22 protein-coding genes are annotated in these 20,302 nt (G+C 56.7%); all 22 read right to left on the minus strand.

The features are described 5' to 3' along the window. Positions 1–4: 4 nt before the first annotated feature. The 22 genes from ACOTTU_RS17870 to ACOTTU_RS17975 all read right to left on the minus strand — a co-directional run bounded on the left by ACOTTU_RS17870 (position 5) and on the right by ACOTTU_RS17975 (position 20,288). Entirely contained in the window at positions 5–763 is a 759-nt protein-coding gene (locus ACOTTU_RS17870; protein ID WP_425659991.1) for a 3-ketoacyl-ACP reductase, read from the minus strand. Beyond that, the gene (locus ACOTTU_RS17875) at positions 760–2,256 is read right to left on the minus strand and encodes an FAD-dependent oxidoreductase (RefSeq protein WP_425659992.1); all 1,497 of its coding nucleotides are present in this window, start codon (positions 2,254–2,256) and stop codon (positions 760–762) included. The genes ACOTTU_RS17870 and ACOTTU_RS17875 overlap by 4 nt, the downstream gene beginning before the upstream one ends. Next, complete coding sequence (locus ACOTTU_RS17880; protein WP_425659993.1) at positions 2,256–3,368, minus strand: ABC transporter ATP-binding protein; 1,113 nt, start codon at positions 3,366–3,368, stop codon at positions 2,256–2,258. Before ACOTTU_RS17880 ends, ACOTTU_RS17875 begins: the two co-directional genes overlap by 1 nt. A gap of 4 nt (positions 3,369–3,372) precedes the next feature. Next, positions 3,373–4,254: a carbohydrate ABC transporter permease gene (locus ACOTTU_RS17885; protein WP_298918714.1), complete on the minus strand. Its 882-nt coding sequence runs from the start codon at positions 4,252–4,254 to the stop codon at positions 3,373–3,375. Beyond that, positions 4,254–5,066, minus strand: a complete 813-nt coding sequence (locus ACOTTU_RS17890) for a carbohydrate ABC transporter permease (RefSeq protein ID WP_425660099.1) — start codon at positions 5,064–5,066, stop codon at positions 4,254–4,256. The genes ACOTTU_RS17885 and ACOTTU_RS17890 overlap by 1 nt, the downstream gene beginning before the upstream one ends. 169 nt (positions 5,067–5,235) lie before the next feature. Further along, a complete protein-coding gene (locus tag ACOTTU_RS17895; protein WP_425660100.1) occupies positions 5,236–6,441 on the minus strand; it encodes an ABC transporter substrate-binding protein in 1,206 nt (401 codons plus the stop codon). Between the two features lie 58 nt (positions 6,442–6,499). Next, a complete protein-coding gene (locus ACOTTU_RS17900) occupies positions 6,500–8,053 on the minus strand; it encodes an aldehyde dehydrogenase family protein (protein ID WP_425659994.1) in 1,554 nt (517 codons plus the stop codon). 4 nt (positions 8,054–8,057) lie between these two features. Beyond that, positions 8,058–8,825 (minus strand): enoyl-CoA hydratase/isomerase family protein, encoded by a 768-nt coding sequence (locus ACOTTU_RS17905; protein ID WP_425659995.1) that lies wholly within the window; start codon positions 8,823–8,825, stop codon positions 8,058–8,060. Further along, on the minus strand, positions 8,822–10,393 hold the full coding sequence (locus tag ACOTTU_RS17910; RefSeq protein ID WP_425659996.1) for an acyl CoA:acetate/3-ketoacid CoA transferase: 1,572 nt from the start codon (positions 10,391–10,393) through the stop codon (positions 8,822–8,824). Before ACOTTU_RS17910 ends, ACOTTU_RS17905 begins: the two co-directional genes overlap by 4 nt. Further along, positions 10,390–11,394, minus strand: a complete 1,005-nt coding sequence (locus ACOTTU_RS17915; protein WP_425659997.1) for a Gfo/Idh/MocA family protein — start codon at positions 11,392–11,394, stop codon at positions 10,390–10,392. The genes ACOTTU_RS17910 and ACOTTU_RS17915 overlap by 4 nt, the downstream gene beginning before the upstream one ends. 98 nt (positions 11,395–11,492) lie before the next feature. Continuing rightward, a complete protein-coding gene (locus tag ACOTTU_RS17920) occupies positions 11,493–12,020 on the minus strand; it encodes a hypothetical protein (RefSeq protein ID WP_425659998.1) in 528 nt (175 codons plus the stop codon). Continuing rightward, positions 12,010–13,008, minus strand: coding sequence for a hypothetical protein (locus tag ACOTTU_RS17925; protein ID WP_425659999.1), 999 nt, complete (start codon positions 13,006–13,008; stop codon positions 12,010–12,012). The genes ACOTTU_RS17920 and ACOTTU_RS17925 overlap by 11 nt, the downstream gene beginning before the upstream one ends. Beyond that, positions 13,005–13,568: a hypothetical protein gene (locus ACOTTU_RS17930; RefSeq protein WP_425660000.1), complete on the minus strand. Its 564-nt coding sequence runs from the start codon at positions 13,566–13,568 to the stop codon at positions 13,005–13,007. Before ACOTTU_RS17930 ends, ACOTTU_RS17925 begins: the two co-directional genes overlap by 4 nt. Before the next feature lie 10 nt (positions 13,569–13,578). Continuing rightward, positions 13,579–14,157, minus strand: a complete 579-nt coding sequence (locus ACOTTU_RS17935; protein WP_425660001.1) for a hypothetical protein — start codon at positions 14,155–14,157, stop codon at positions 13,579–13,581. 12 nt (positions 14,158–14,169) lie between these two features. Next, the gene (locus ACOTTU_RS17940; protein ID WP_425660002.1) at positions 14,170–15,237 is read right to left on the minus strand and encodes a polyprenyl synthetase family protein; all 1,068 of its coding nucleotides are present in this window, start codon (positions 15,235–15,237) and stop codon (positions 14,170–14,172) included. Continuing rightward, the gene (locus ACOTTU_RS17945) at positions 15,234–16,073 is read right to left on the minus strand and encodes a class I SAM-dependent methyltransferase (RefSeq protein ID WP_425660003.1); all 840 of its coding nucleotides are present in this window, start codon (positions 16,071–16,073) and stop codon (positions 15,234–15,236) included. The genes ACOTTU_RS17940 and ACOTTU_RS17945 overlap by 4 nt, the downstream gene beginning before the upstream one ends. After that, positions 16,070–16,600, minus strand: coding sequence for a hypothetical protein (locus ACOTTU_RS17950; protein ID WP_425660004.1), 531 nt, complete (start codon positions 16,598–16,600; stop codon positions 16,070–16,072). Before ACOTTU_RS17950 ends, ACOTTU_RS17945 begins: the two co-directional genes overlap by 4 nt. A gap of 3 nt (positions 16,601–16,603) precedes the next feature. After that, complete coding sequence (locus tag ACOTTU_RS17955; protein ID WP_425660005.1) at positions 16,604–17,242, minus strand: hypothetical protein; 639 nt, start codon at positions 17,240–17,242, stop codon at positions 16,604–16,606. Then, positions 17,239–17,967, minus strand: a complete 729-nt coding sequence (locus tag ACOTTU_RS17960; RefSeq protein WP_425660006.1) for a hypothetical protein — start codon at positions 17,965–17,967, stop codon at positions 17,239–17,241. The genes ACOTTU_RS17955 and ACOTTU_RS17960 overlap by 4 nt, the downstream gene beginning before the upstream one ends. Next, complete coding sequence (locus tag ACOTTU_RS17965) at positions 17,960–18,403, minus strand: hypothetical protein (protein WP_425660007.1); 444 nt, start codon at positions 18,401–18,403, stop codon at positions 17,960–17,962. Before ACOTTU_RS17965 ends, ACOTTU_RS17960 begins: the two co-directional genes overlap by 8 nt. Before the next feature lie 155 nt (positions 18,404–18,558). After that, a complete protein-coding gene (locus ACOTTU_RS17970; RefSeq protein WP_425660008.1) occupies positions 18,559–19,452 on the minus strand; it encodes a hypothetical protein in 894 nt (297 codons plus the stop codon). 5 nt (positions 19,453–19,457) lie between these two features. After that, positions 19,458–20,288: a DUF6502 family protein gene (locus tag ACOTTU_RS17975; protein ID WP_425660009.1), complete on the minus strand. Its 831-nt coding sequence runs from the start codon at positions 20,286–20,288 to the stop codon at positions 19,458–19,460. Positions 20,289–20,302: the final 14 nt, after the last annotated feature.

Below are 20,302 nucleotides of genomic sequence, written 5' to 3' on the forward strand. Positions count from 1 at the left end.
ACCTCTACAATCGCGGGATGGACAGACCGCCGTCCACCGGGATGCAAGCGCCATTGGCAAATCGCATCTGCCCATTGGCAATGGCCAAAACGATTTCGGCGATGTCCTGCGGTTCCCCCCACCGCTCGGCAGGCACGAGGCCATTTTCAATGCGCGGTGTATATTCGTCACGCACGGCCGCTGTCATATCGGTGGCAATGATCCCTGGACGCAATTCAAAAACGCCGATCCCATGGGGGGCAAGACGCAGGGCAAAGAGGTCTGACATCATACTGGCACCAGCTTTTGAAATGCAGTACTCTGCGCGCGTCGTTGAGGCCATCTGTGCGCTGACGGAAGTGATGAAAGCGATCGAGCGGTAGTGTTCGGATGGACTTTTCACCATGCGTTTAGCCACTGCCTGAGCCAGAAAAAAGGCACCACGCAGATTGACACCCAGAACATGGTCCCAATTGTCCGGTGCAAGATCGAGCATATCGCCGCGCACCGGCGCACCGACACCGGCGTTGCTCACCAATGTCGTAAGCGGACCCAATGCCTTCTCCACCCGATCCAGTAGCGCGGGAATGCGATCAACATCCGCGATGTCGTGCTGAAAGTAATGCGCTTTGGGACCCAATGCGCTCAGGGCACTGAGGACTTTGGGATCATCGTCCGGGGGCAGCGAAACAACAGCCGCCTGAAATCCCGCGCCGATTAATTCTTTGGCGACGGCAAAACCAATGCCCTGTTGCCCCCCGGTCACCAATGCCGTTCTGCTCATGCCGCGAACTCCGTATCTGTGATGTGGCGTCCTGCGCGCAGGGCCAGCGCTGCAATCGTCAGCGCCGGATTGACCGCCGCTGATGTCGGCAACACGGACGCATCAACAATGAAGAGATTGGGGTGGTCATGGCTGCGACAGTAGGTATCGACGACACTCAAAGCGGGGTCACGGCCCATCCGGGCTGTTCCGCACTGATGGGATGGCGTCCTTCGGTCAAACGCACGGGACAGCACAATCGGGAATCCAGCCTTGCGCAGGCAGGTTTTGAGCTGCTGAACCAGCGCTTCATGGGTGGCCCAGTTGGACCTTTGCCAGTCCAGTTTGATCTGGCCGTTTTTGAGGGTCACGCGGCTTTCAGGGTTCGGCAGATCTTCTGACATGGCGTAGAAATCGAAAGAGCGCGCAGCCAGCATCACAGCCAGCCAGCGCGGCAGCGGCGTTGTGCCATCCAGAATCGGAGCCGATATCTTGCCGAGCAACTGAATGTTGCCCAATGGTGCGCCACCTTTGCCGTCCGAGAGGTAAAAATCGTTGATCATCAGTGTTTTCTGGTAGATCGCCCGGTTCTTCCTCAGCGGGTGCAGGGCCAAAACAGCGGAACAGTTATGGTTCATGAAGTTTCGCCCGACTTGATCTGACCGGTTAGCCAGACCCTTTGGATAAAGCTCGCTCGCCGACGCTAGGAGCAGGGCCGCGGACTGAACGGCCCCGGCCGACAGAACCACGGTGCCCGCATCAATGGTGCGCTCTTCACCCTCTAAGGCGCAAGACACGCCAGTAATTCGCCCCTCAGCATTTGCCTGCAGCGATGAAACCTGGCATCCGGTCCAGAGGTCAACATTTGGGTGCTCCAGCGCAGTCTTGAGGCCGATGGTTTCCGCATCCATCTTGCCGCCGCAGGTGTCGGGATGCCCGTCCCAAGGATGCCTGCCTGCCGCGAGCCAACGGTCAATATCGACGCCCAGAGGAAGCGATGCGGGGTTCAGACCAGAGGCTTTTAGCCGCTGTCTCAATTGCGCGATATCGGGCTCATCCTGCACCGGAGCATGCAAATACGCGCCGGAACGGGCCGGATCGGTTGGATCTTCGCCCGTTGGGCCACGGACCTCGTAGAGGTGTTCGGCAGCGAGGTAGTCAGGCTCGAGTTCTTCATAGGCAATTGGCCAACCGGGTGTGGACCCGCCGCGATGTTTGATCGGTGAAAAGTCCGCTTCCCGGTAACGGATCAAAACGGCACCGTAAAACTTGGAATTCCCACCAACATTATAGAAATTACCGGGGTTGAAGGCTTGGTCGGAGCCGTCCAGCCACATTTCGTCCGGGCGGAAAACCCCATCAGCAAAGATCGCCCTCGCATCACGATCCGCAGGTGACGGTCTGAGAGCTTCGCCGCGCTCAAGGATCAATATGCGGCGGCCGCTGGGTGCCAGAGCGGCGGCCAGTGTTGCCCCGCCCATGCCGGACCCGATGATGACGACATCCGGTTGCATCAGGGTTGAATACGAGCTTCTGTTTGCGGATCGAACGCGACGGCTTTCTCCATGTTGACGGCAAAGGTGAAATCCTGCCCCGGGCGCACCTCGGCATCGGAGCGCATCCGGGCGATCACGTCCTTGCCACTCAACTGCATCGACACGAACGTATCGGACCCGGCGGGTTCGGTGACCACGATCCGATTGGTCATCTGTGCGATGTTTTTTGATTTGCGGTCCGCGCCATCGCTGTCGGTAATGGTTTCGGGCCGGATGCCGAGCAGGATTTCTTTTCCTTCCCACGCTGTCAGGTTTCCCTGGCTGAAGGGCAATAGCGTGGCGCTTCCATCATGAAGAACAATCTCCGCATGTGGCAGGCCGTCTTGAACCCGGACTTTTGCGGGCAATACGTTCATCGCTGGCGATCCCATAAAGGTGGCTACAAAGATATTGGCCGGACTGTCATAGATTTCCTGCGGTGTGCCCAATTGCTGGACATAGCCCCCGTTCATCACCGCAATCCGTGTCGAAAGGGTCATCGCTTCGATCTGGTCATGGGTGACATAAACAATGGTCGTACCGAGTTTCTGATGCAGCTTCTTGATCTCTGTCCGCATGTCCACACGCAGCTTTGCATCAAGATTGGACAGCGGTTCATCGAACAAAAACACATCCGGGTTGCGGACCAGCGCACGCCCCATTGCGACCCGCTGCCGTTGCCCCCCGGAAAGCTGACCGGGTTTGCGGTCGAGCAGCGGTTCAATCTGCAGGAGCTTTGCCACATCGCGCATGGCGATTTCGCGGTCTGCCTTGGGTGTGCCATGCATTTCCAGCCCAAAAGTGATGTTCTGACCGACCGTCATATTCGGGTAAAGCGCGTAGCTCTGGAAAACCATGGCGATGTTTCGCTTGGACGGGTGAACCCCGTTCATTACGCTATCCTTGATGCGGATTTCCCCGCTGGTGATTTCCTCAAGTCCCGCAATCATGTTCAGCAGGGTGGATTTGCCGCAACCAGATGGTCCGACGAGCACCAGAAACTCACCTTCTTCGACGGATATGTCGACGTTGTGCAAAACCTCGACGGACCCATAGGATTTTGTTGTATTATCAATATCAAGAAAGCCCATGGGTCTATCCTTTCACGGAGCCCGCCATCAGGCCGCGGACAAAGTAGCGGCCCGCAACGATGTAGACGAGCAGAGTTGGCATTGCGGCGAGGATGGCACCGGCGAAGTGGACGTTATATTCTTTTACGCCGTGCGACGCCTGCACGAGATTGTTAAGTGCCACCGTCATCGGCTGGCTGTCAGCTCCGGCAAATGACGCGCCAAAGAGGAAGTCGTTCCAGATGTTGGTGAATTGCCAGATGATCGATACCACGGCGATCGGCCCCGAGGAGGGCAAGAGGATGCGCCAGAAAATCTGGAAGAAACCAGCGCCGTCGATTTGGGCGGCACGGATCAGTTCTGTCGGGAAGACCGCGTAATAGTTACGGAAGTAGAGTGTGGTGAACCCGATCCCGTATACGACATGAACCAAAGCAAGGCCCCAGGTGGTTCCGGCCAGTCCCATCAGGCCCAACATGCGGGCCATTGGGATCAGGACGATCTGAAACGGGATGAAACAGGCAAAGAGCATCAGGCCAAAAAGGATCGTGTCGTATTTGAAACGCCACTTGGTCAAAACATAGCCATTCAGCGCGCCCAGCACGGTGGAGATTGCCACGGCGGGCACGACCATCTTGATCGAGTTCCAGAAATAGGGGGCCAGCCCTGTTGGCTCTACACCGATCTGGGCTGACGACCAGGCCTTGAACCACGGGTCCAGCGTGAATTCCCGGGGCAGGTTCATCATGCCGCCGCCGGTGATCTCGGAGAGCGGTTTCACCGAATTCACCACCATCACGTAGAGCGGTAGCATGTAGAAAAGCGCGAAGAGAATGAGCACCACATAGATCAGCGTGCGCGTGATCCGACCGGTGCGGATTGCGGTATCTTGAGAGGCGACAGACATCAGCGCTTCTCCCGCAGTTCGGAATAGAGGTAAGGGATCATGATCGCTGCGATGGTCATCAGCATAATCGTGGCAGAGGCAGCACCAATACCCATCTGGTTTCGGGTGAACGTGTAGGAATACATGAAGGTGGCAGGTAATTCCGTGGCCCGGCCCGGCCCGCCGCCCGTCAACGCGATCACCAGATCGAAGGTCTTGATTGCCAGATGCGACAGGATCACGAAAGCCGACAGGAAAGCGGGGCGCAGTTGTGGGATGATGATCCGGCGATAGAGGTTCCAGTTGCTGGCACCATCCATCTGTGCGGCTTTGAGGATTTCATTGTCGATCCCGCGTAGGCCCGCAAGAAACATGGCCATGACAAAACCGCTGGTTTGCCAGACTGCGGCGAGAACGACCGTGTAGATCGCGAAGTTCCTATCCTTGATCCAGCGAAACTCGAAGCTTTCCCATCCCCATGTATGCATGACGTTTTCCAGGCCGATGCCGGGATCGAGAAACCATTTCCAGGCCGTACCGGTAACAATGAAACTGAGCGCCATCGGGTAAAGGTATATGGGCCGCAACAGCCCTTCACCGCGGATTTTCTGATCCAGAAAAATGGCAAGCCCCAACCCGATACTGGTGCAGATCGCGATGTAAAGCGCTGCAAAAATTCCCATGTTTTTCAGGGAGATTTCCCAATGGCTGAGACGCCAGAGTTTCGAATAATTCTCCAGTCCAACCCAGCCATAACTCGGCAGCAAACGGCTGTCGGTGAAGGACAGGTAGACAGAAAACAGAATGAACCCGTAAACAAAGACCAGCATCATCGCCACCGACGGCGACAGCACCAGCTTGGGAATCCAGTTCTGAAGACGTGTCTTGAAATCGCTGTTGGCCGTGTGAGCCACTATGCGCCCTCCGCGTATGTCTTTGACGTTTTGCGCGATGGGCGCAAGAGAGGGTAGGGCGGCATCTCCCGCCGCCCTACCGGCAGGATCACTTAGCGATCGAGACCGCGTCTACCAATTCCGCCACCGCTGTTTCGCTATCATATTCGCCGTTGAAATGCGCTGTAACAACGTCATAGATCGCGTTCTTGACCGATGCTGGCGCCGCGTGACCATGGGCCATGGACCCAAAGAGGTTGCCAGAGGCCGCTGCCGCTGCGAGGTCTTTCATGCCTTGCTTGCCGCAGTCATCAAAATCGGCATCGCTGACATCCGTGCGTGCTGGCACCGATCCTTTGACGACGTTGAATGCGGATTGGAACGATGGTGACAGGATCGCCGAGGCCAGAGCCGCCTGTTCAGCCGATACCGCGCCGCCTTGATCGAACATCATGAATTGATCTGCGTTGAAGGTGACCTGCTCTGCCGTGCCGGGGAACCGGAAGCAGAGGAAATCCTCGCCCGGGACCTTATCGGCGTTCAGGAATTCCCCCTTGGCCCAGTCACCCATCATCTGAAAACCCGCTTCGCCATTGATCACCATCGCCGTGGCAAGGTTCCAGTCGCGGCCCGAGAAATTGTCATCAACATTGGAGCGGATCACTGCCATGCGGTCAAAGGCTTCTTTCATGCCCTCAGAGCCAAGTGTGCCCTCATCCAGGTCAATGAAAGCAGCCTTATAGCCGTCCGGGCCCAGCACCGACATAGCAACCGCATCGAAAACGGTCGCGTCCTGCCAGGCCTGCCCCCCGTGGGCGATGGGTGTCACCCCAGCGGCCTTGAGCGTGTCCAGAGCTGCGGTGAATTCGTCCCACGTGGTGGGCACGGCGATCCCGTTGGCATCCAGAACCGCCTTGTTGGCCCAGACCCAATTGGTCGAATGGACGTTCACCGGTGCCGAAACCCATTTGCCGTCCACCTTCGCAAACGCCTTGAGCGCGTCCGGAACGACATCGTCCCAGCCTTCCTTGGCAGCCACGTCGTTGAGATTTGCCAGCGAGCCTTGATTGCCCCAATCCAGAATATCAAATCCCAGACCCTGAACAGCTGTCGGTGCATTACCTCCCGTTACGCGCGCGCGCAGAACAGTCATCGCCTGTTCCCCACCGCCACCAGCGACCGGCATATCGGTCCAGCCGATACCCTGTCCTTCAAGATCCTGCTTGAGGACATTCAGAGCAGCGGCTTCGCCGCCTGACGTCCACCAGTGGAGGACCTCAACGTCCTCAGCCGCAACCATGGTTGTCGACGCCATCACCGCCGCCACAACTGTGGCTTTGGATTTCAAAATTGCACGCATTTGGTTTCCTCCCTTATTGCGTAATCGGGTCTTCACGCTTTTGATCGCGCGGTTTCACCCAAGAGGTGCGTGTGCGGCCAACGCGCATCACGACAGATTTCACCTCAAGGAATTCTTCAAAGCCATAGTGGCCGATTTCCCGACCCTGGCCGGATTGCTTCATCCCGCCAAAGGCCAGTTCAGGATAGCCATCCATCCACGTGTTGGTCCATACCGTACCAACCTGAGCACGCCGGGCAAACTCAAGGCAATGGTGGATATTCTCGCTCCAGATACCCACTGACAATCCGTAAGATGTGTCATTGGTCAGAGAAATTGCCTCTTCAAGGGTCTTGAAAGTCAGCACACTCAGCACCGGGCCAAAAACTTCCTCTCGTGCAATTCCCATTTCGGCCGACACGCCACTGATAATGGTCGGTTGGAAAAACTGCTGACCCAGCCCCGGCACATCGAGAAAGCCGCCGCCCAATTCGAGTGTTGCTCCCTCCGCGACGGCGTTTTCCACATAGGCGCCGATATTGCTGTTGTGTTCGGCTGTCACGATGGCGCCAACCTGTGTGCGCGGATCAAGAGGATCACCAAAGGCCACATCTCGCGAAAGCGCGACGACTTTAGCCACAAACGAGGCAGCGATATCCTCGTGGACGATCAATCGGCTGGAGGCGTTACAGCACTGACCCACATTGAAGTAAGCGCCAAAAACGACCGCGTCCGCTGCGTCGTCCAGATTTGCGTCCGGAAGGACGATCTGGGCGTTTTTTCCGCCCAGTTCAAGCGCGACTTTTTTCAATGTGCCGCCTGCGGCTTCGGTTATCTTTTTCCCGACGGCAGTAGAGCCAGTAAATGTCACCATATCCACTTTGTTATGGGTAGACATCAGGCGCCCAACCGGTTCGCCGTAACCCAGCACGATATTGCAGACCCCGGCAGGAAGCTCGGCCTCTACCAGCAACTCGCCCATCATCACCGTCGTTGAGGGCGTGACCTCCGAGGGTTTCACGACGACGGTGCATCCTGCGGCCAGAGCAAACGGTAACTTCTGGCTCAATATCCAGAACGGGAAGTTCCAAGGCGTAATGATGGAGACAACGCCGATGGGTTCTTTCAACACGACACCCAACATGTCGGGACCCAGAGAGTTATAACTATCGCCGTGCAGTGACCGGGCCAGAGAGGCTGCGTAACGCCATAAATCCGCGGCCCCTGAAACCTCCGCCCTGGATTGAGTGATCGGCTTGCCGCTTTCCAATGTCTCTTGCACTGCAATGCGATCGACATTTGCTTCGATCAAATCCGCAGCCTTTAGCAAGTAAGCAGCCCGTTCGCGGCCCGAAATACGGCTCCAGATGCCCGAATCAAATGCAGCGCGTGCGGCGTTGATGGCAGCTTCCGTTTCAGAGTGCCCACCTTTGGCGGATTTGCTGACGGCCACCCCGTGTGATGGGGAACTGCGTTCGAATGTTGCCCCGTCAGCGCTGCTTTGCCAGACACCGTTAATGAGATGCCTTCCCTCGAAAGGTTCTGGCAGGATGCAGGGAATTGACGGGGTGATGTTGAATTCATTCATCGCATCATGTCCCGGAGAACGTTGGTGGCCGCTTTTCAAGGAATGCCGCGACACCTTCTTCACGGTCTTCGCTGGCAGCCACCGCGGCACTCCCCAATGCCTCGACCATGGCCCCCCTGTCTTCGCCCGCCGCCGCATGGATCATGTTCTTTGACACTTCCGTAGCGCGGGACGACATCTGGCTTAGCGTGTTTGCGATTTCCATAGCTGAAACAAGAGCGTCCTCGGCCAGTTCAGCAGCAAAGCCCAAAGCCATTGCGCGCTGAGCAGAAATGCGACGCCCGAACAACGCCATTTCCTTGATCACAGGTTCGGGCAACAGCCGAAGGAGGCGTTGTGTGCCGGACCAACCCTGTACAATGCCGACGCGAGCTTCGGGCAAGGCGAGCGTGGCGCGGGGAGAAATCACGCGGATGTCACAGGCGCTGGCCAACTCCAGCCCGCCGCCAAAAGCATGACCGTTTAGCGCCGCAATCGTTGGTTGGGGCAGACGCGCGAGACGGTCGAAAACGCGGTGCCCGTTGCGCACCCAGTGGCGTGCAAATTCGGCTGGCGTAAGATGCCCCCAACCCGCAATGTCCGCTCCGCAACAAAACGCCTTGTCGCCGGAACCCGTCAGAATAACGCAACGGATTGTGCTGTCGGAGTCAATCCGCATCAAATGGGATTCCAGCGCTTCGATCATCGGGATAGTCAGCGCATTCAACTTGCTCGGGTTCTTCAATGTCAGAACGGCGACATCTCCCTTGATCTCCAGAACAACGTCGCTCATAGGACCAATCCCATCGGTGTCTTTGCAAGGAGTGATCTGGGCATTAGCTTGGCGTTTTCAGCGACCTTCACCCGGTGTTCGGAGGCGCGAACGATATCTGTCTGCGGATCAATGCCCGGCATGATTTCGGTCGCGACCAACCCGTCTTCGGTCAATCGAATGACACAGCGCTCGGTAATGTAAATCACGTCTTGCCCAAGCGATTTTGCGCGATCCCCCGAGAAAGTAACGTGCTCGACATTCTTCACCATCTTGGTAAAACGGCCCGGCTTGGCGACGTTGATGCCGTCATCGCTAAGTTCTATCTGTGCGCCAGCTTCAAACCATCCCGAGAAGACAATGCTGCGCGCGCGCGCCGTTATGTCCACAAACCCGCCACAACCCGCTGTCAGGTAAGGTTTTTTTCCCAATTTCGAAACATTGACGTTGCCATGCGTGTCCACCTCCATGAAGGAGAGAAAAGACATATCGAACCCACCTCCCTGAAAATAAATGAACTGCTGTGGCGATGGCACAAACGCATCTGCGTTTGAGGCACAACCAAAGGCGAAACCTGTCAGCGGCACCCCTCCGACGGCCCCCTGTTCGATGGCCCAGGTCACCGCTTGCGGATGACCTTCTTCCAGCAGAATGCGGGGCACCATAGCGCTGATGCCAAAACCGAGGTTCGCCGTCATTCCGGCGCGAAGTTGCTGCGCGGCCCGACGGGCAATGACTTTTTCAACTCCGTGTTCGGCGTGGGCAAAACTCTCCCAGGGGCGCATGACCTGTCCGGAAATGGCCGGGTCGTAGTCCGTCTCACAGGTCTGTTTCTGATCCGGGTCGATGATCACAAGGTCGACCAGGTGGCCCGGCACGCGAACATCATGAGGGCGGAGGCTGCCCAATGCGGTGATCCGTTCCACTTGTGCGATTACCAGCCCTCCGTTGTTGCGAACGCAAATCGCCTGCTCCAGGCCACCCAGATACGCGCCTTCATGTTCGTAGGTGAGATTGCCGTGCGAGTCCGCCGTGGTCGCCCGTAAAATGCAGATATCGGGCACGACATTTGGAAAATGCAGCCACGTGTCTCCGGCGAATTCAACACGTGATACGATCGGACGTGCGGCACCCCGGGCATTCATCGCACAGCCTTCGCGGACAGGGTCAACGAAAGTCTCCAGCCCGATCTGGGTAAGGACACCGGGGCGGTGGGCCGCTGCTTCGCGGTGCATATCGAACATGATGCCGGAGGGCACATTATACGCAGCGACGCGATCTTCGACGATCATTTTCCAGATTTCAGGCATCGCCAAACTGGACGGGCCTGAAGGGTATGACCCTGCCAGAACGCGTGTCAGCAGACCATCCTTGGCGAGATGATCCATCCCTTTGACGCCATACATGTCACCTGCCGCGATTGGGTGAAGGGAAGTGATGTCGCGCGGATGGCCTTCTGCCTCGAACCGCTCACCAATGGCTTTGAGCATGAGATCAGGGCACCCCAACGACGAGGATGACGACACCGTGACAACGGCCCCATCGGGGACACGCTTCGCCGCTTCGGCGGGAGAAACGACCTTGCTCACGATACCTCTCCGTAATTGACCGTTATACGCTTTCCGCTCTGAGCAGCTTCGCGAACCGCCAAAGCAACGGCCAGCGATTTGACACCGTCCACGCCATCAGCCGCAGCCCGACCCTGCCCCTCGACGGCTGTGACGAAATCTGAAACACCCCGCTCGTATAGCGAATGTTGTGGAAAGGGGATTTGTTGCCTTCCTGACCCCGTGACCAGTTCTACGGTGCCAATTGGTTCCTGTGTCATGACGTTGTTTGCAAAAATCGACCCGCTTTCGCCGTGAACCTCCAGCCCATTGCCGGCAAATTCATGCGTGAAGCTCTCATGGGACATCACCATCGTGCCGGATGGCATCATCCAGACCGACATGGCCGAATCCTCGACACCCTCGCCCATGCCAGAGGATGTCACCTGTGCCACGACAGATTGAGGGTCCTCGTTCAGCAGGAACCGCGCAACGTCTGCATTGTGCACCGTTATATCTGGCACCACGCCGCCACCAGCCGCAGCATCATTTATCCGCCAGCCCTGCAGGTTTTCGGGCAGGTAGACCGCGTGATGAATGCGCAACGACAGAACTTTGCCAATTTGGCCTTTTGCTATCACTTCCTTTATCGCCCGATGGGCACCGGAACACCGAAGATGATGATTGGTGCCGAAGACAACACCGGCATCACGCGCAGCCGCAACCATCCTGCAAGCTTCGCCCAGAGTGATCGCCAGCGGTTTTTCGCACAGCACATGTTTGCCCGCCGCAATGCACGCCATGGCTTGGCCAAAATGCTTTTCGTTGGTCGTGGAAATGTAGGCGATTGTGGCGTCCGAATCCGCAAGGGCCTCAGCGAGATCGGTCGTGACAGATGGAACGCCATGATCTCGGGCCCAGGCCGCCCCACGATCCATCGACCCACTCACAACCCACGAAACCTTGTGACCGGCTTGGGATCTGACCGCCGATAACATGTATTGCGCAGCGATGGTGCTGGCACCAACAAATATCCAATTCACGAATCAAACCCCGATATTAGACCGTTCCAAAGTGATATTGGATCGTTCCAATTTTTACAAGACGGCAATTTCCATCACCCGACACAACAAGTTCGCCATCACGTGCCGTTCAGAAGTCCTTCACGCTGCAAAAGGGCTAGTTCCTTCAAGCGCAATACGTCCGACTGCCTGTGTCTTTGCGCCTGCTCCGCCCTCAGGTCTGTCAGTTCTGTTGAGGCAAGAAAATCATCCGCCAGTTCCTGAAGGGCTGGAATGCGGGTACTGGCGTCGACCAGTACTTCGATGATCGCGCAGATCGCCATAACCTGGTCGGCGGTGCCGCGCAGGCGAATATGGTTGTGCGCGATTGCTTCCGAGATTTCCATATAACCAAGCAGCAATGCGCCCACAGTCTTCCGATCAGTTACCCCATATGGCGGCGTCAGCCTCGCGCCAGTTTTCAGACGTGAAACGCGCAGGCCATTTTCATCAAATCGGACAGTGACACGTTCCTCATCCAACGCAATTCGGGAAGCTTCCGAACCGGCCAGTTTGCGCACACCCGATGCAGAATGCGGCTCCGCCCGGTCAAGCCCGGCAAAGAGGGCCGCGATCCAATCGCGAAGATGGCGCGGCTCAGGTGACATATTCAAAAATCCCCAGACCCGTCGCGCTGATCGATTTCTGGCCGATCACACAGGAGAGCTTGCAACGGCCGGCAATCTCGTTGATGAAGCCCATGCCAGGGCGCATCGGCTCCGCCAGGAGTAGCTGCGCCGCACCATCCGTCTCAAACACCAATTCAAAGCGCGCATTTGGATTATCTCCCCTTAAAACCAGCTGCCGTGGAAGATCGGACAGTCGCCGATCCGGATGGATCGCTGCAAGCGCACCCGGCAATCTGCGACTTGCAACAATTGGTTCCATCTCCAGAGATATGTCGATCTGATCGGGAGCAAATCCAATAACCCGCTTGCCATATACCAGAAAGACATGGGGGGGTTGTTTGACGAAATGCTGTTTGTCGGTACCGCGTGCCACAACCACCGTGATGTCCTGATCAAGTGCAAATGCGCCCCATTCCCAGGCAACATCTTCACCCCAAAACCAGCGCCCCCAGTTGTGATCATGGTAGGCGCGCGCACCCTCCAAAGACAGATCTTGCCCGTCAATGCGCAGATGGCCAGAGACAGACATCACCGGAACAGCGCTCCAGCCGATCCATCCGCTGCCGAACTTGGCGGTAAGATCAAGCGCTCCGGCGGGCAACGACGGCTGCGCAACAATCTCGGCTTCGAATCCGTCATCGGGACGCTGCACCCGGGTGTGCAATGCGGTGCCGTCTCGAGAGACCGCCAAGGAAATAGATTTCAAAAAAACCGATTGAAGACTGACGCTGCTATCGGACATCGAAGTGATTTCAATTCCGCCTGTCCAAACTCCCTGAACATCACAGGCCAGCGCCGTGCCGACGACACGCGTCCGTCTGTCCCAGGGCGGGCCATGCAGCGATAGGTTGATAAGAACGACATGACCGCTCTCGGGCACAAAAATGTTCAGATGGAACCAGTCTTTGTAGGCTTCTGCTGTAGGGTCGCTGGTCACAGGTGGGCGCAGCGCATCGAAAGCTGTCACCGCAAAATGGGTCCGCTGTGAACCGCGTCACCGGGTTCGACTGCGTCGACGTCAGGTGCCAAGCGCGCCATCGCTTCGACGGATTGGACGATCTCGCGAGAGTGTATCCAAAGGCCCATCAGAGTATCGATGAAGTTGATGTTTGCAGGCACATTGCCCGATTGGCGCACCTTGTTTTCGAGCGGGGCAGGGACGTTCTCAATGGTTTCAGCCAGGTCATCTGCCAACAGCAACGCCAGGTCATTGCGAATGTGGTCAAGAACCGGTGCTGCGGGCATGCCTTCGGTCCAGCCCGTGACACGCAAAGCATTCCAAAGCAGGTCGCCGTTTTCCTTGATGGCACTTGCTTCCAGCGCGCGTCTTATGCGGGCGCCTTCAGCGGTCTTGGATATCTCGCGACCCGCCTCGGCCAGCCCCGCAAGCGTGGAGCCTATAACACTCACGCCCGAAGTATAGTGCAAGGTAATCAAGCGGCTTGCGAGGGAGGCAAACAGGCTGGCGGTCGTACGTCCGGCGTCTTCGGGAGGATCGATTAATCGAATACTTGCGGTATCTGGCATGATCTTTTCCTCAGGATGCAGCTGGGATTTTACCGGTTTTGCGGCGTGTTTGTTTTCGGGCAGGGGCTTTGGCGGCCGTGGCTTTCGCCTTGGTCCGGCGTGCGGCCGGTGCCGCGACCGTTACTTCCAAAGGAACGACGCCCTCGGAACATCCATAGATCAGCACAGCACCGCGATATACACCAAGCGGCATCTCTTTTGGTGCTGAAAGTGACAACGTGAAATCGAGTGTTTCATCCGTTGCAAGCAACGCCGTCGGAGGGGAGAATGCCGTTTGGGCAAACCAGGTTGCGCCCACATCAGATACAAGCGGCGTGATCATCGGGGTGATCATCGAGTGTACGCGCTGTCGGTTTTCGACATTGATTTTGGCAGAAGATTTGCCCCCCGGTGCCATGGAGAGTTCAACAGTGTGGCCATCCACCTGCTGCACAACCGTGCCGGGCGTCACGGGACCAACGATACCCTGCAACTGCCGCAGATAGTTCATCGTCGCCTGACTCAGGCTTTGCTGAAAAGAGCTTTGAAGTTTGACAAGCTCCTCAAACGGACTGGACGGGATGTTCCCGTGGTCATGGTCATGTGGCATCTGATCTCCCCCTCATTTCAATCTTGCAATGACGTATTTGAGCACCTCGCGCAGGAAGCGGCGGTGACGGGTTTCGGGCATGAAGCTCAAGCCTTCCGCTTCGAATGCCAACGCGCGGGAAATGAAGTTCTGCGCGATGGTGCGCCCATGATCAATCGATCCTGCTTCGTGCATGGCCTGCAATAACCAACGCACTTCATCCGGTTCTTTTTCGGCGCGCGGCAAGGTCAGAAGTTTGATGGCGCGGGCGCGCTGCCGTTTCGGGGCGGTGCGCAGGAAATGCAGCAACATCACGGTGCGCTTGCCTTCGAAAAGATCGCCGCTGATCTCTTTGCCATAGAGGACTTCGTCCGCAGTCAGGTTCAGCAGATCGTCCTGCACCTGAAACCCGATACCTGCCAGATATCCAAGTTCCATCACATCAATCAACGCCTCTTCAAGCTCTGCGACCATCGAAGGCCCTGACCCGGCCACAACACCCAGCCGCAGAGGCGCGATCATTGTGTACCAGCAGGTCTTTTTGTAGGCCATGCGCAGGTAGTCGTCGGTGTCGAGGTCAAAACGTGCGTTATGTATCCAGTCAAGCTCGATGGCCTGACCCTCGACGGATTCCCGGCTTAGCCGCTCAAAATCCTTGAGAATCCGCATCGCCTTGCGGACACCCAATCGTTCGACATTGTCCAACAGCAAAGACAGACAAAATACAAATGTGGCATCACCTGTATTGATGGCGATCGGAACGCCGTGGCGGCGAAACAAGGTCTCGTCACCGCGGCGGAAGTCCGAATTATCCTCAATGTCATCGTGGACAAGCGCACCGTTGTGAAACAATTCGATTGCGGTTGCCGTGTTTTCAGCCTGCGTTTCGGTACCGCCCATCCCCTGACAAGCCGCATAGACAAGGGCAGGGCGCAGGCCCTTGCCGACCCGGAATGGATAATCGCTGATCTGATCGTAAAGCACATCCATCCCCGTTTCGCGCCGAGCGTTGAAAAATCGCGTCATCGAGGCTTCGGTCCTGTTACGCGCGGTTTTCAATGCCTCTTCGATCAGGCTGCGGTCGTAATCAGACCCGTTCAAAGTGGCTTCTGTGCACAGGCAATGCCGAACCCGGGTACCAAATCTATCCAGCCGGTATTCATAAAACCCGCAGCCTCAAAAAGCGCCATAAATTGTTCTGGTGTATGAAACCCGATCCAGCCGGGGTCGGCCCATAGCGCGAGCGAAGAAGACCGTTTCACAAACCATTCGGGCCCTGCATCGATTACCGTGTAATAGCCACCGGGCCGCAAGGACCGAAAAATCTCCCGCGTTGCGGCGGGGGGGTCGGGATAGTGATGATGTGCCAGACAGGAATAGACCAAATCAAACTGATCGGTGAAAACCTCTGGCAAATCCCCCACATCGGATTGGAAAAAAGCCGTATTATCGAAAGCCTTGGCGCGCGCCGATTTGTGACCGGCGTTGACCATGCCAGCCGCCAGGTCAATTCCGATCACCTCGCCATCGGGCACCAGCTGCGACAGTCGACAAAGCTCGCGGCCCGCCCCGCATCCCGCGTCCAGCAAACGGAAATCCGGCCGGATATAGGCCGATAGTTCCTGCACCGCTGCGTTCATGATCGGCGTCGAAAACGGCCGCACATAGGCGTCGTAAATCTCCCCCATGCGATCGAATTCAGAAACCAATGCGTCATTTTCTGTCGCACGCCCCAAAAGCACGGGGCGTGGATATGTCTTGCAAAAATGCTGACCCAATCCATTGCGCTCGAGAGGGGTCGGGAGGGTTCCTTCGGTCGTGCGCTCAATCAGCCCCGCCTGACGCCCTTGCTCATAAGGTTTCATTACAAAGGCAGAATAAAGGTGCATGGCTTGCACCAGAACACCTTCGGCCATGATGCCACCGGGCGCGCTCACGGGTTTTTCCGGGCGGCTGATTTGCGCTTGGGTTTGGAAACGGCCGGGTCCGGGGGCAGGCGGCGCAGCACAACCGGTATCTCACGATCGCCGAAGTGCGGCACGCTGACTGTTCCGTGCAAATCGGTTTCCACTGGCATCTTGCCAGACGGTTTAGCCTTGAGCGTAAAGATCGCATCTTGACCCGCTGCCACCATGCGTCCGGCGGGTTCTGCGATCACGCCTGCCTGTTTCAGGTTTTCAGATACCTCAGGGTCGGCTGCAACCTCCTGACCCGTGGTATTGGTCACAGCAAAGCTTGCCGAGGCCTGCTTACCAGCAGGGGCGGCCAGAACCAAAGGGGGAATAGCCGGGGCTGCGGCCTTGGGCGCGGGTTTGTTGACGGGTACGTCCGGGGCTGAGCCCTCATCCGCCAGCTTGCGCAAGGCAACGAGGTAGTCGCGCGTCACATCGAACAATCCGCCATAATACTGCATATTCAGGCGAAGGGCCTGACGCGCTAATCCTTTGAATTGTGAATTCAGCATTTCCTATCCAACCGTATCCTTCGCGCCGGGAACCGGTCGGGCTGTTTTGCCGAAACAGGGCCTTACACAGTAAAAATGATCATACCAGTGATGCACATAGTCAGGTTGGTCAAATACATCGACATGATGACAGCAAGCGCGTTCCGATTTGCCCACGTCAATTGTCCAACGCAGGAAATGGCTGTTACATCCCATCACCCAGATCAGAGCTTCGAGTTCGGCGCAATGAACCGTATCATCAAGCGCGGCATCAAAACGTGCAGTCACAGTGCGGCGTTCTTTAGGACCCAGGGAGAAGCTGTTGGGCGTAAGTGATACTCTTCCAGCATCCGGGCCAGCGGCGACGATCGTGAAGTTCCGCGCCCGGTAATCGGTGTTGGTGATCCGAATTTCCATCGTACCCGAACTGCCTTTGCAGAGATCACAATGATATTCACCCAGATCATGAGGCATCCAGCAAGGTTCCGGTATCTCGCAACTGCCCGGACCAACATTTTGTGACAGTCCGGAAAGAAACCTGCGCGCACTGCCAGCAAGACTGTCGACAATATCACCGCTCAAATCCAGTTGTCGTGACAGGACGTCTGACATGGCGTCCATAGTTTGCCGCACATCAGTCGCAGCCGATTTGCGTTTTGTCATCGCTGTTCCCCTTTCTTGATCGGAGCGCTGAGCGTCAGGCGCATCACGAGCCGCAGGCGGTCCATAACAAAGGTTGCATGAAACCGGCGCCCTGCACCGATTTGGGTTTTCTCATTTTGTGGTTCTGGCAGGGAAAACTCCCCAATCAGATCGCGCTTATCACCAGGTTTCAGGGGTGATTTCACCTTGTCGATCAGGCGCAAACGTACAAGTCCAAGATGTGATCGGCGCAACCCGTCTATGAATTCGCCAAATACCTCAAGCGGCGCTTCGGTGGCCGAGCCATAGGCCGCTGAGAACGCCCCTGCCAACCCGTCAGAAGCAAATAATCCGGCGATGCCGCCAGCGGGCAATGCCATATCCGTATTTCCGAGGTTCGCAACGTTCAGATCAATGCGGATCTTGTCACCCGGACGGCCGGTGATCTCAACCGAGGACGGCGACAGCCGCAGACGCTTTTTGGGTGCCACCACGATGGATACCGGAATGTCCCCGCCTTCCGTTGTAAGCACCGCCTTATGAGTTCCCGGCGGGGCATCGAGCCCGATCCGGGTCGAAATGCGCGTTTTTCCTTTTCGCGGCAGTAAGCGTGCTTTCACCTCCGCGCCCACCGCTTTCTTCATATCGCCACTGAGTTTCAACACAGCGGATTGTGCTCGCTCGACCGGGAACGAAGCAATGCCTTGCCCTTGATCGAGGTGGATGCTCTCTTTGAGATCAGCCATCTTCTTCTACGAGTTCAATGCGGTTGATGTTCCCCCGGATGGAATCGTTGGTGCTGAAACTGTTCTGAGGACCGCACAGCTCACAGGGATTGGCTTTGTAATCCTCCGTTATGACCTGCGCTTCGCCGCAAAGGTTGATTGACAGCAATTCATTACCGAGAAGAGACAGACCTACTTTGAAATTCGCCGGGAGATGCGCCCGGATCGCCGGTATCTCTTTCACCCGCAGCGAGAAGTCGATCGGATCGACGCCAAGCTGCACTTTCGGCAATTCAGTGATACCAAGCTTGATTTCTGGCAACTCGCGAACCCGTAGCGAAATTTCCGGTAGTTCGCGAATTCTCAGATCAGTATCCATCGACAGATCGCCGTCGATGGATGTGCCACCGCGCAAGGTCAGATCAATTGTATAGTCGTCGGGAACGTCTACGCCCATATCATTCTCCTTCGTCAGAGTGGGCCGATTGTTCGCGCATAGGTTAACAGAAATTATGGATTCTGCGAAGGTCGAATCCTGGAACGCCCGAGCGCTCGGCGCATTCACGAGACGTGACCGCCGTGGCAAGTGTCAAATTTCAGCGTTTCACAAGTTCAATTGCGTGGGTTTCGATGCAAGCAATTCTGCAAGGAAACGGCTTGATCAAACGACAGGCCAATCGCTTCTTTGCCCAGTAATGCGCCGTTCTCCGAGCAATGCAGTTGAAGTTGATGACTGTCGATCATTTCGGGCCTGTCCGTTCGCGCCCTGAACCCAGTGCCAAGAACCGTGTAGTCGCCCAGATCATTTGGCGACGACAAAAAGCCTTGCGCCAAGATACGCCGAACCGGGCGATCAAAGAGACCTGAAACGATCCGGGTGGCGACCAATTGCTCTCCTACAGGCTGCCCAAAAACCTGAACAGCATCGAACTGCAAATACGTTTGGGTGCCTATGCTTGAAATACTTGTTCCGCCAATCCGGTCGGCTGCTTTGTTGGCCAACGTACCGAAAATCTGCGCCTCTGCCTGGGGCGGAATGGCTTTGAGACCCGTGGCGAAGACCTCGTCTTTTCGCCAGAAACCGCTTACAGCGACCCAATCTCCGGATGTCAGATCAAGCTGTGGAAGCTCCGCAACATTGATAGAAGTTCCCATGATCGAGAGGTGATTATCAGAGACCGTCGCCACCGGCCCGATGATGGCAAAGAGCTGTCGCGCATCTTCGACCTGAACGCCCGTATCACGCGTTGCGAGACCTACGGCAACGATATCGCCGGAAGAGAGCTCCGTTGCGCGGAGCGGACCCAATGGAGAGCGCACGACGAGATCTTGTGGGAATGTCAGGTCCTGTCCCGCAACATCGATTTCCTGCGCCACGTTCAGAACGCCAATGAGGCCGGTGCCGGTCAGGCCACCTTCTCGTGGCTCCTCGGCATTTGACAAGCTTCCAAAGAGGTTGATCGCAACCATCAGGATCAGGATGATAGAGGGAGTTTGAAACGTCATATTGGTTAATCTTCTTTTGGCGGATCGGCGGTGGGCGCGATGAATATTCCGGTGACAAATCGCCCGGTTGCGGACTCTTCCGCTCTGTCATCCTGTTGCTGCAGCTCGTGGGCAAGGGAATTGAGTTCGTCCAGAAACTCGCGTGCGCGCTTTCTGGCGGCGTCTTCTAGGATATTTATCGACTGATCGGAGAGGTGAGAATACCGCAGTACTTGGTCGAAATGCCGCCGGCTTTCCAGGCGATCGGTTGCATTTTCCACCGCCACACGGAGGTGGTCAAAGAGTGTCGCCTCCAGCGCTGCGAGGGTCTGCGCCTGGAATTTTGGAACGTATGTGGTGGTCAAAAGCTCAAGCTTTCCGTCGGGCTTTTCCTCCACCAAACGTTGGGTTTTCATTTCCGCCAAAACAGTTGCGGGGGGCAGGTCAACCTTGCTTGATCGCACCAATGCATCGAACCCCTGCTCCCCCCGTCGGGTCAACAGCCCAGGCACACCGGTATCGCTGCCAAACGGTGGGGTAAACGCCCAATGTGTTTGTACGATCGCAATAGGGCTGACCCTGGCGATGTTACCTGCGGATTCGGGATTTGAGGCGCGCAACCGGCGTACGTCTTTCCGATGAACCCCAGTTTTGAGCGCAATATGGCTGTCGGTAGCCGCCCCATCACTCAGAACGTCCTGAACCATCGCGGCTTTCATCAACTCGACTGCGTCCTGTATCGAAAACCCATGACTTATCATGAGCTTGGCGATAGGGCGAAGCAGTACAGACAGCGTTTTCTTTAAAAGTCTGGCCGGTTCTTCCGACAAATTATCATCCTCTAACAAGCTCCACACATAGGCGAAAACTA

This window comes from Roseobacter sp. EG26 (genome assembly GCF_049830555.1).
Taxonomy (GTDB): Bacteria; Pseudomonadota; Alphaproteobacteria; order Rhodobacterales; family Rhodobacteraceae; genus Roseobacter.

What these genes read in the sequence shown, in the direction of transcription:
- ACOTTU_RS17895 (WP_425660100.1), bottom strand. Translation starts at nt 6,441, where the DNA reads ATGGCGTCGACAACCATGGTTGCGGCTGAGGACGTTGAGGTCCTCCAC.
- ACOTTU_RS17875 (WP_425659992.1), bottom strand. Translation starts at nt 2,256, where the DNA reads ATGCAACCGGATGTCGTCATCATCGGGTCCGGCATGGGCGGGGCAACA.
- ACOTTU_RS17870 (WP_425659991.1), bottom strand. Translation starts at nt 763, where the DNA reads ATGAGCAGAACGGCATTGGTGACCGGGGGGCAACAGGGCATTGGTTTT.
- ACOTTU_RS17920 (WP_425659998.1), bottom strand. Translation starts at nt 12,020, where the DNA reads ATGTCACCTGAGCCGCGCCATCTTCGCGATTGGATCGCGGCCCTCTTT.
- ACOTTU_RS17950 (WP_425660004.1), bottom strand. Translation starts at nt 16,600, where the DNA reads ATGCTGAATTCACAATTCAAAGGATTAGCGCGTCAGGCCCTTCGCCTG.
- ACOTTU_RS17935 (WP_425660001.1), bottom strand. Translation starts at nt 14,157, where the DNA reads ATGCCACATGACCATGACCACGGGAACATCCCGTCCAGTCCGTTTGAG.
- ACOTTU_RS17885 (WP_298918714.1), bottom strand. Translation starts at nt 4,254, where the DNA reads ATGTCTGTCGCCTCTCAAGATACCGCAATCCGCACCGGTCGGATCACG.
- ACOTTU_RS17965 (WP_425660007.1), bottom strand. Translation starts at nt 18,403, where the DNA reads ATGGGCGTAGACGTTCCCGACGACTATACAATTGATCTGACCTTGCGC.
- ACOTTU_RS17900 (WP_425659994.1), bottom strand. Translation starts at nt 8,053, where the DNA reads ATGAATGAATTCAACATCACCCCGTCAATTCCCTGCATCCTGCCAGAA.
- ACOTTU_RS17930 (WP_425660000.1), bottom strand. Translation starts at nt 13,568, where the DNA reads ATGCCAGATACCGCAAGTATTCGATTAATCGATCCTCCCGAAGACGCC.
- ACOTTU_RS17880 (WP_425659993.1), bottom strand. Translation starts at nt 3,368, where the DNA reads ATGGGCTTTCTTGATATTGATAATACAACAAAATCCTATGGGTCCGTC.
- ACOTTU_RS17890 (WP_425660099.1), bottom strand. Translation starts at nt 5,066, where the DNA reads ATGATGCTGGTCTTTGTTTACGGGTTCATTCTGTTTTCTGTCTACCTG.
- ACOTTU_RS17970 (WP_425660008.1), bottom strand. Translation starts at nt 19,452, where the DNA reads ATGACGTTTCAAACTCCCTCTATCATCCTGATCCTGATGGTTGCGATC.
- ACOTTU_RS17905 (WP_425659995.1), bottom strand. Translation starts at nt 8,825, where the DNA reads ATGAGCGACGTTGTTCTGGAGATCAAGGGAGATGTCGCCGTTCTGACA.
- ACOTTU_RS17955 (WP_425660005.1), bottom strand. Translation starts at nt 17,242, where the DNA reads ATGACAAAACGCAAATCGGCTGCGACTGATGTGCGGCAAACTATGGAC.
- ACOTTU_RS17960 (WP_425660006.1), bottom strand. Translation starts at nt 17,967, where the DNA reads ATGGCTGATCTCAAAGAGAGCATCCACCTCGATCAAGGGCAAGGCATT.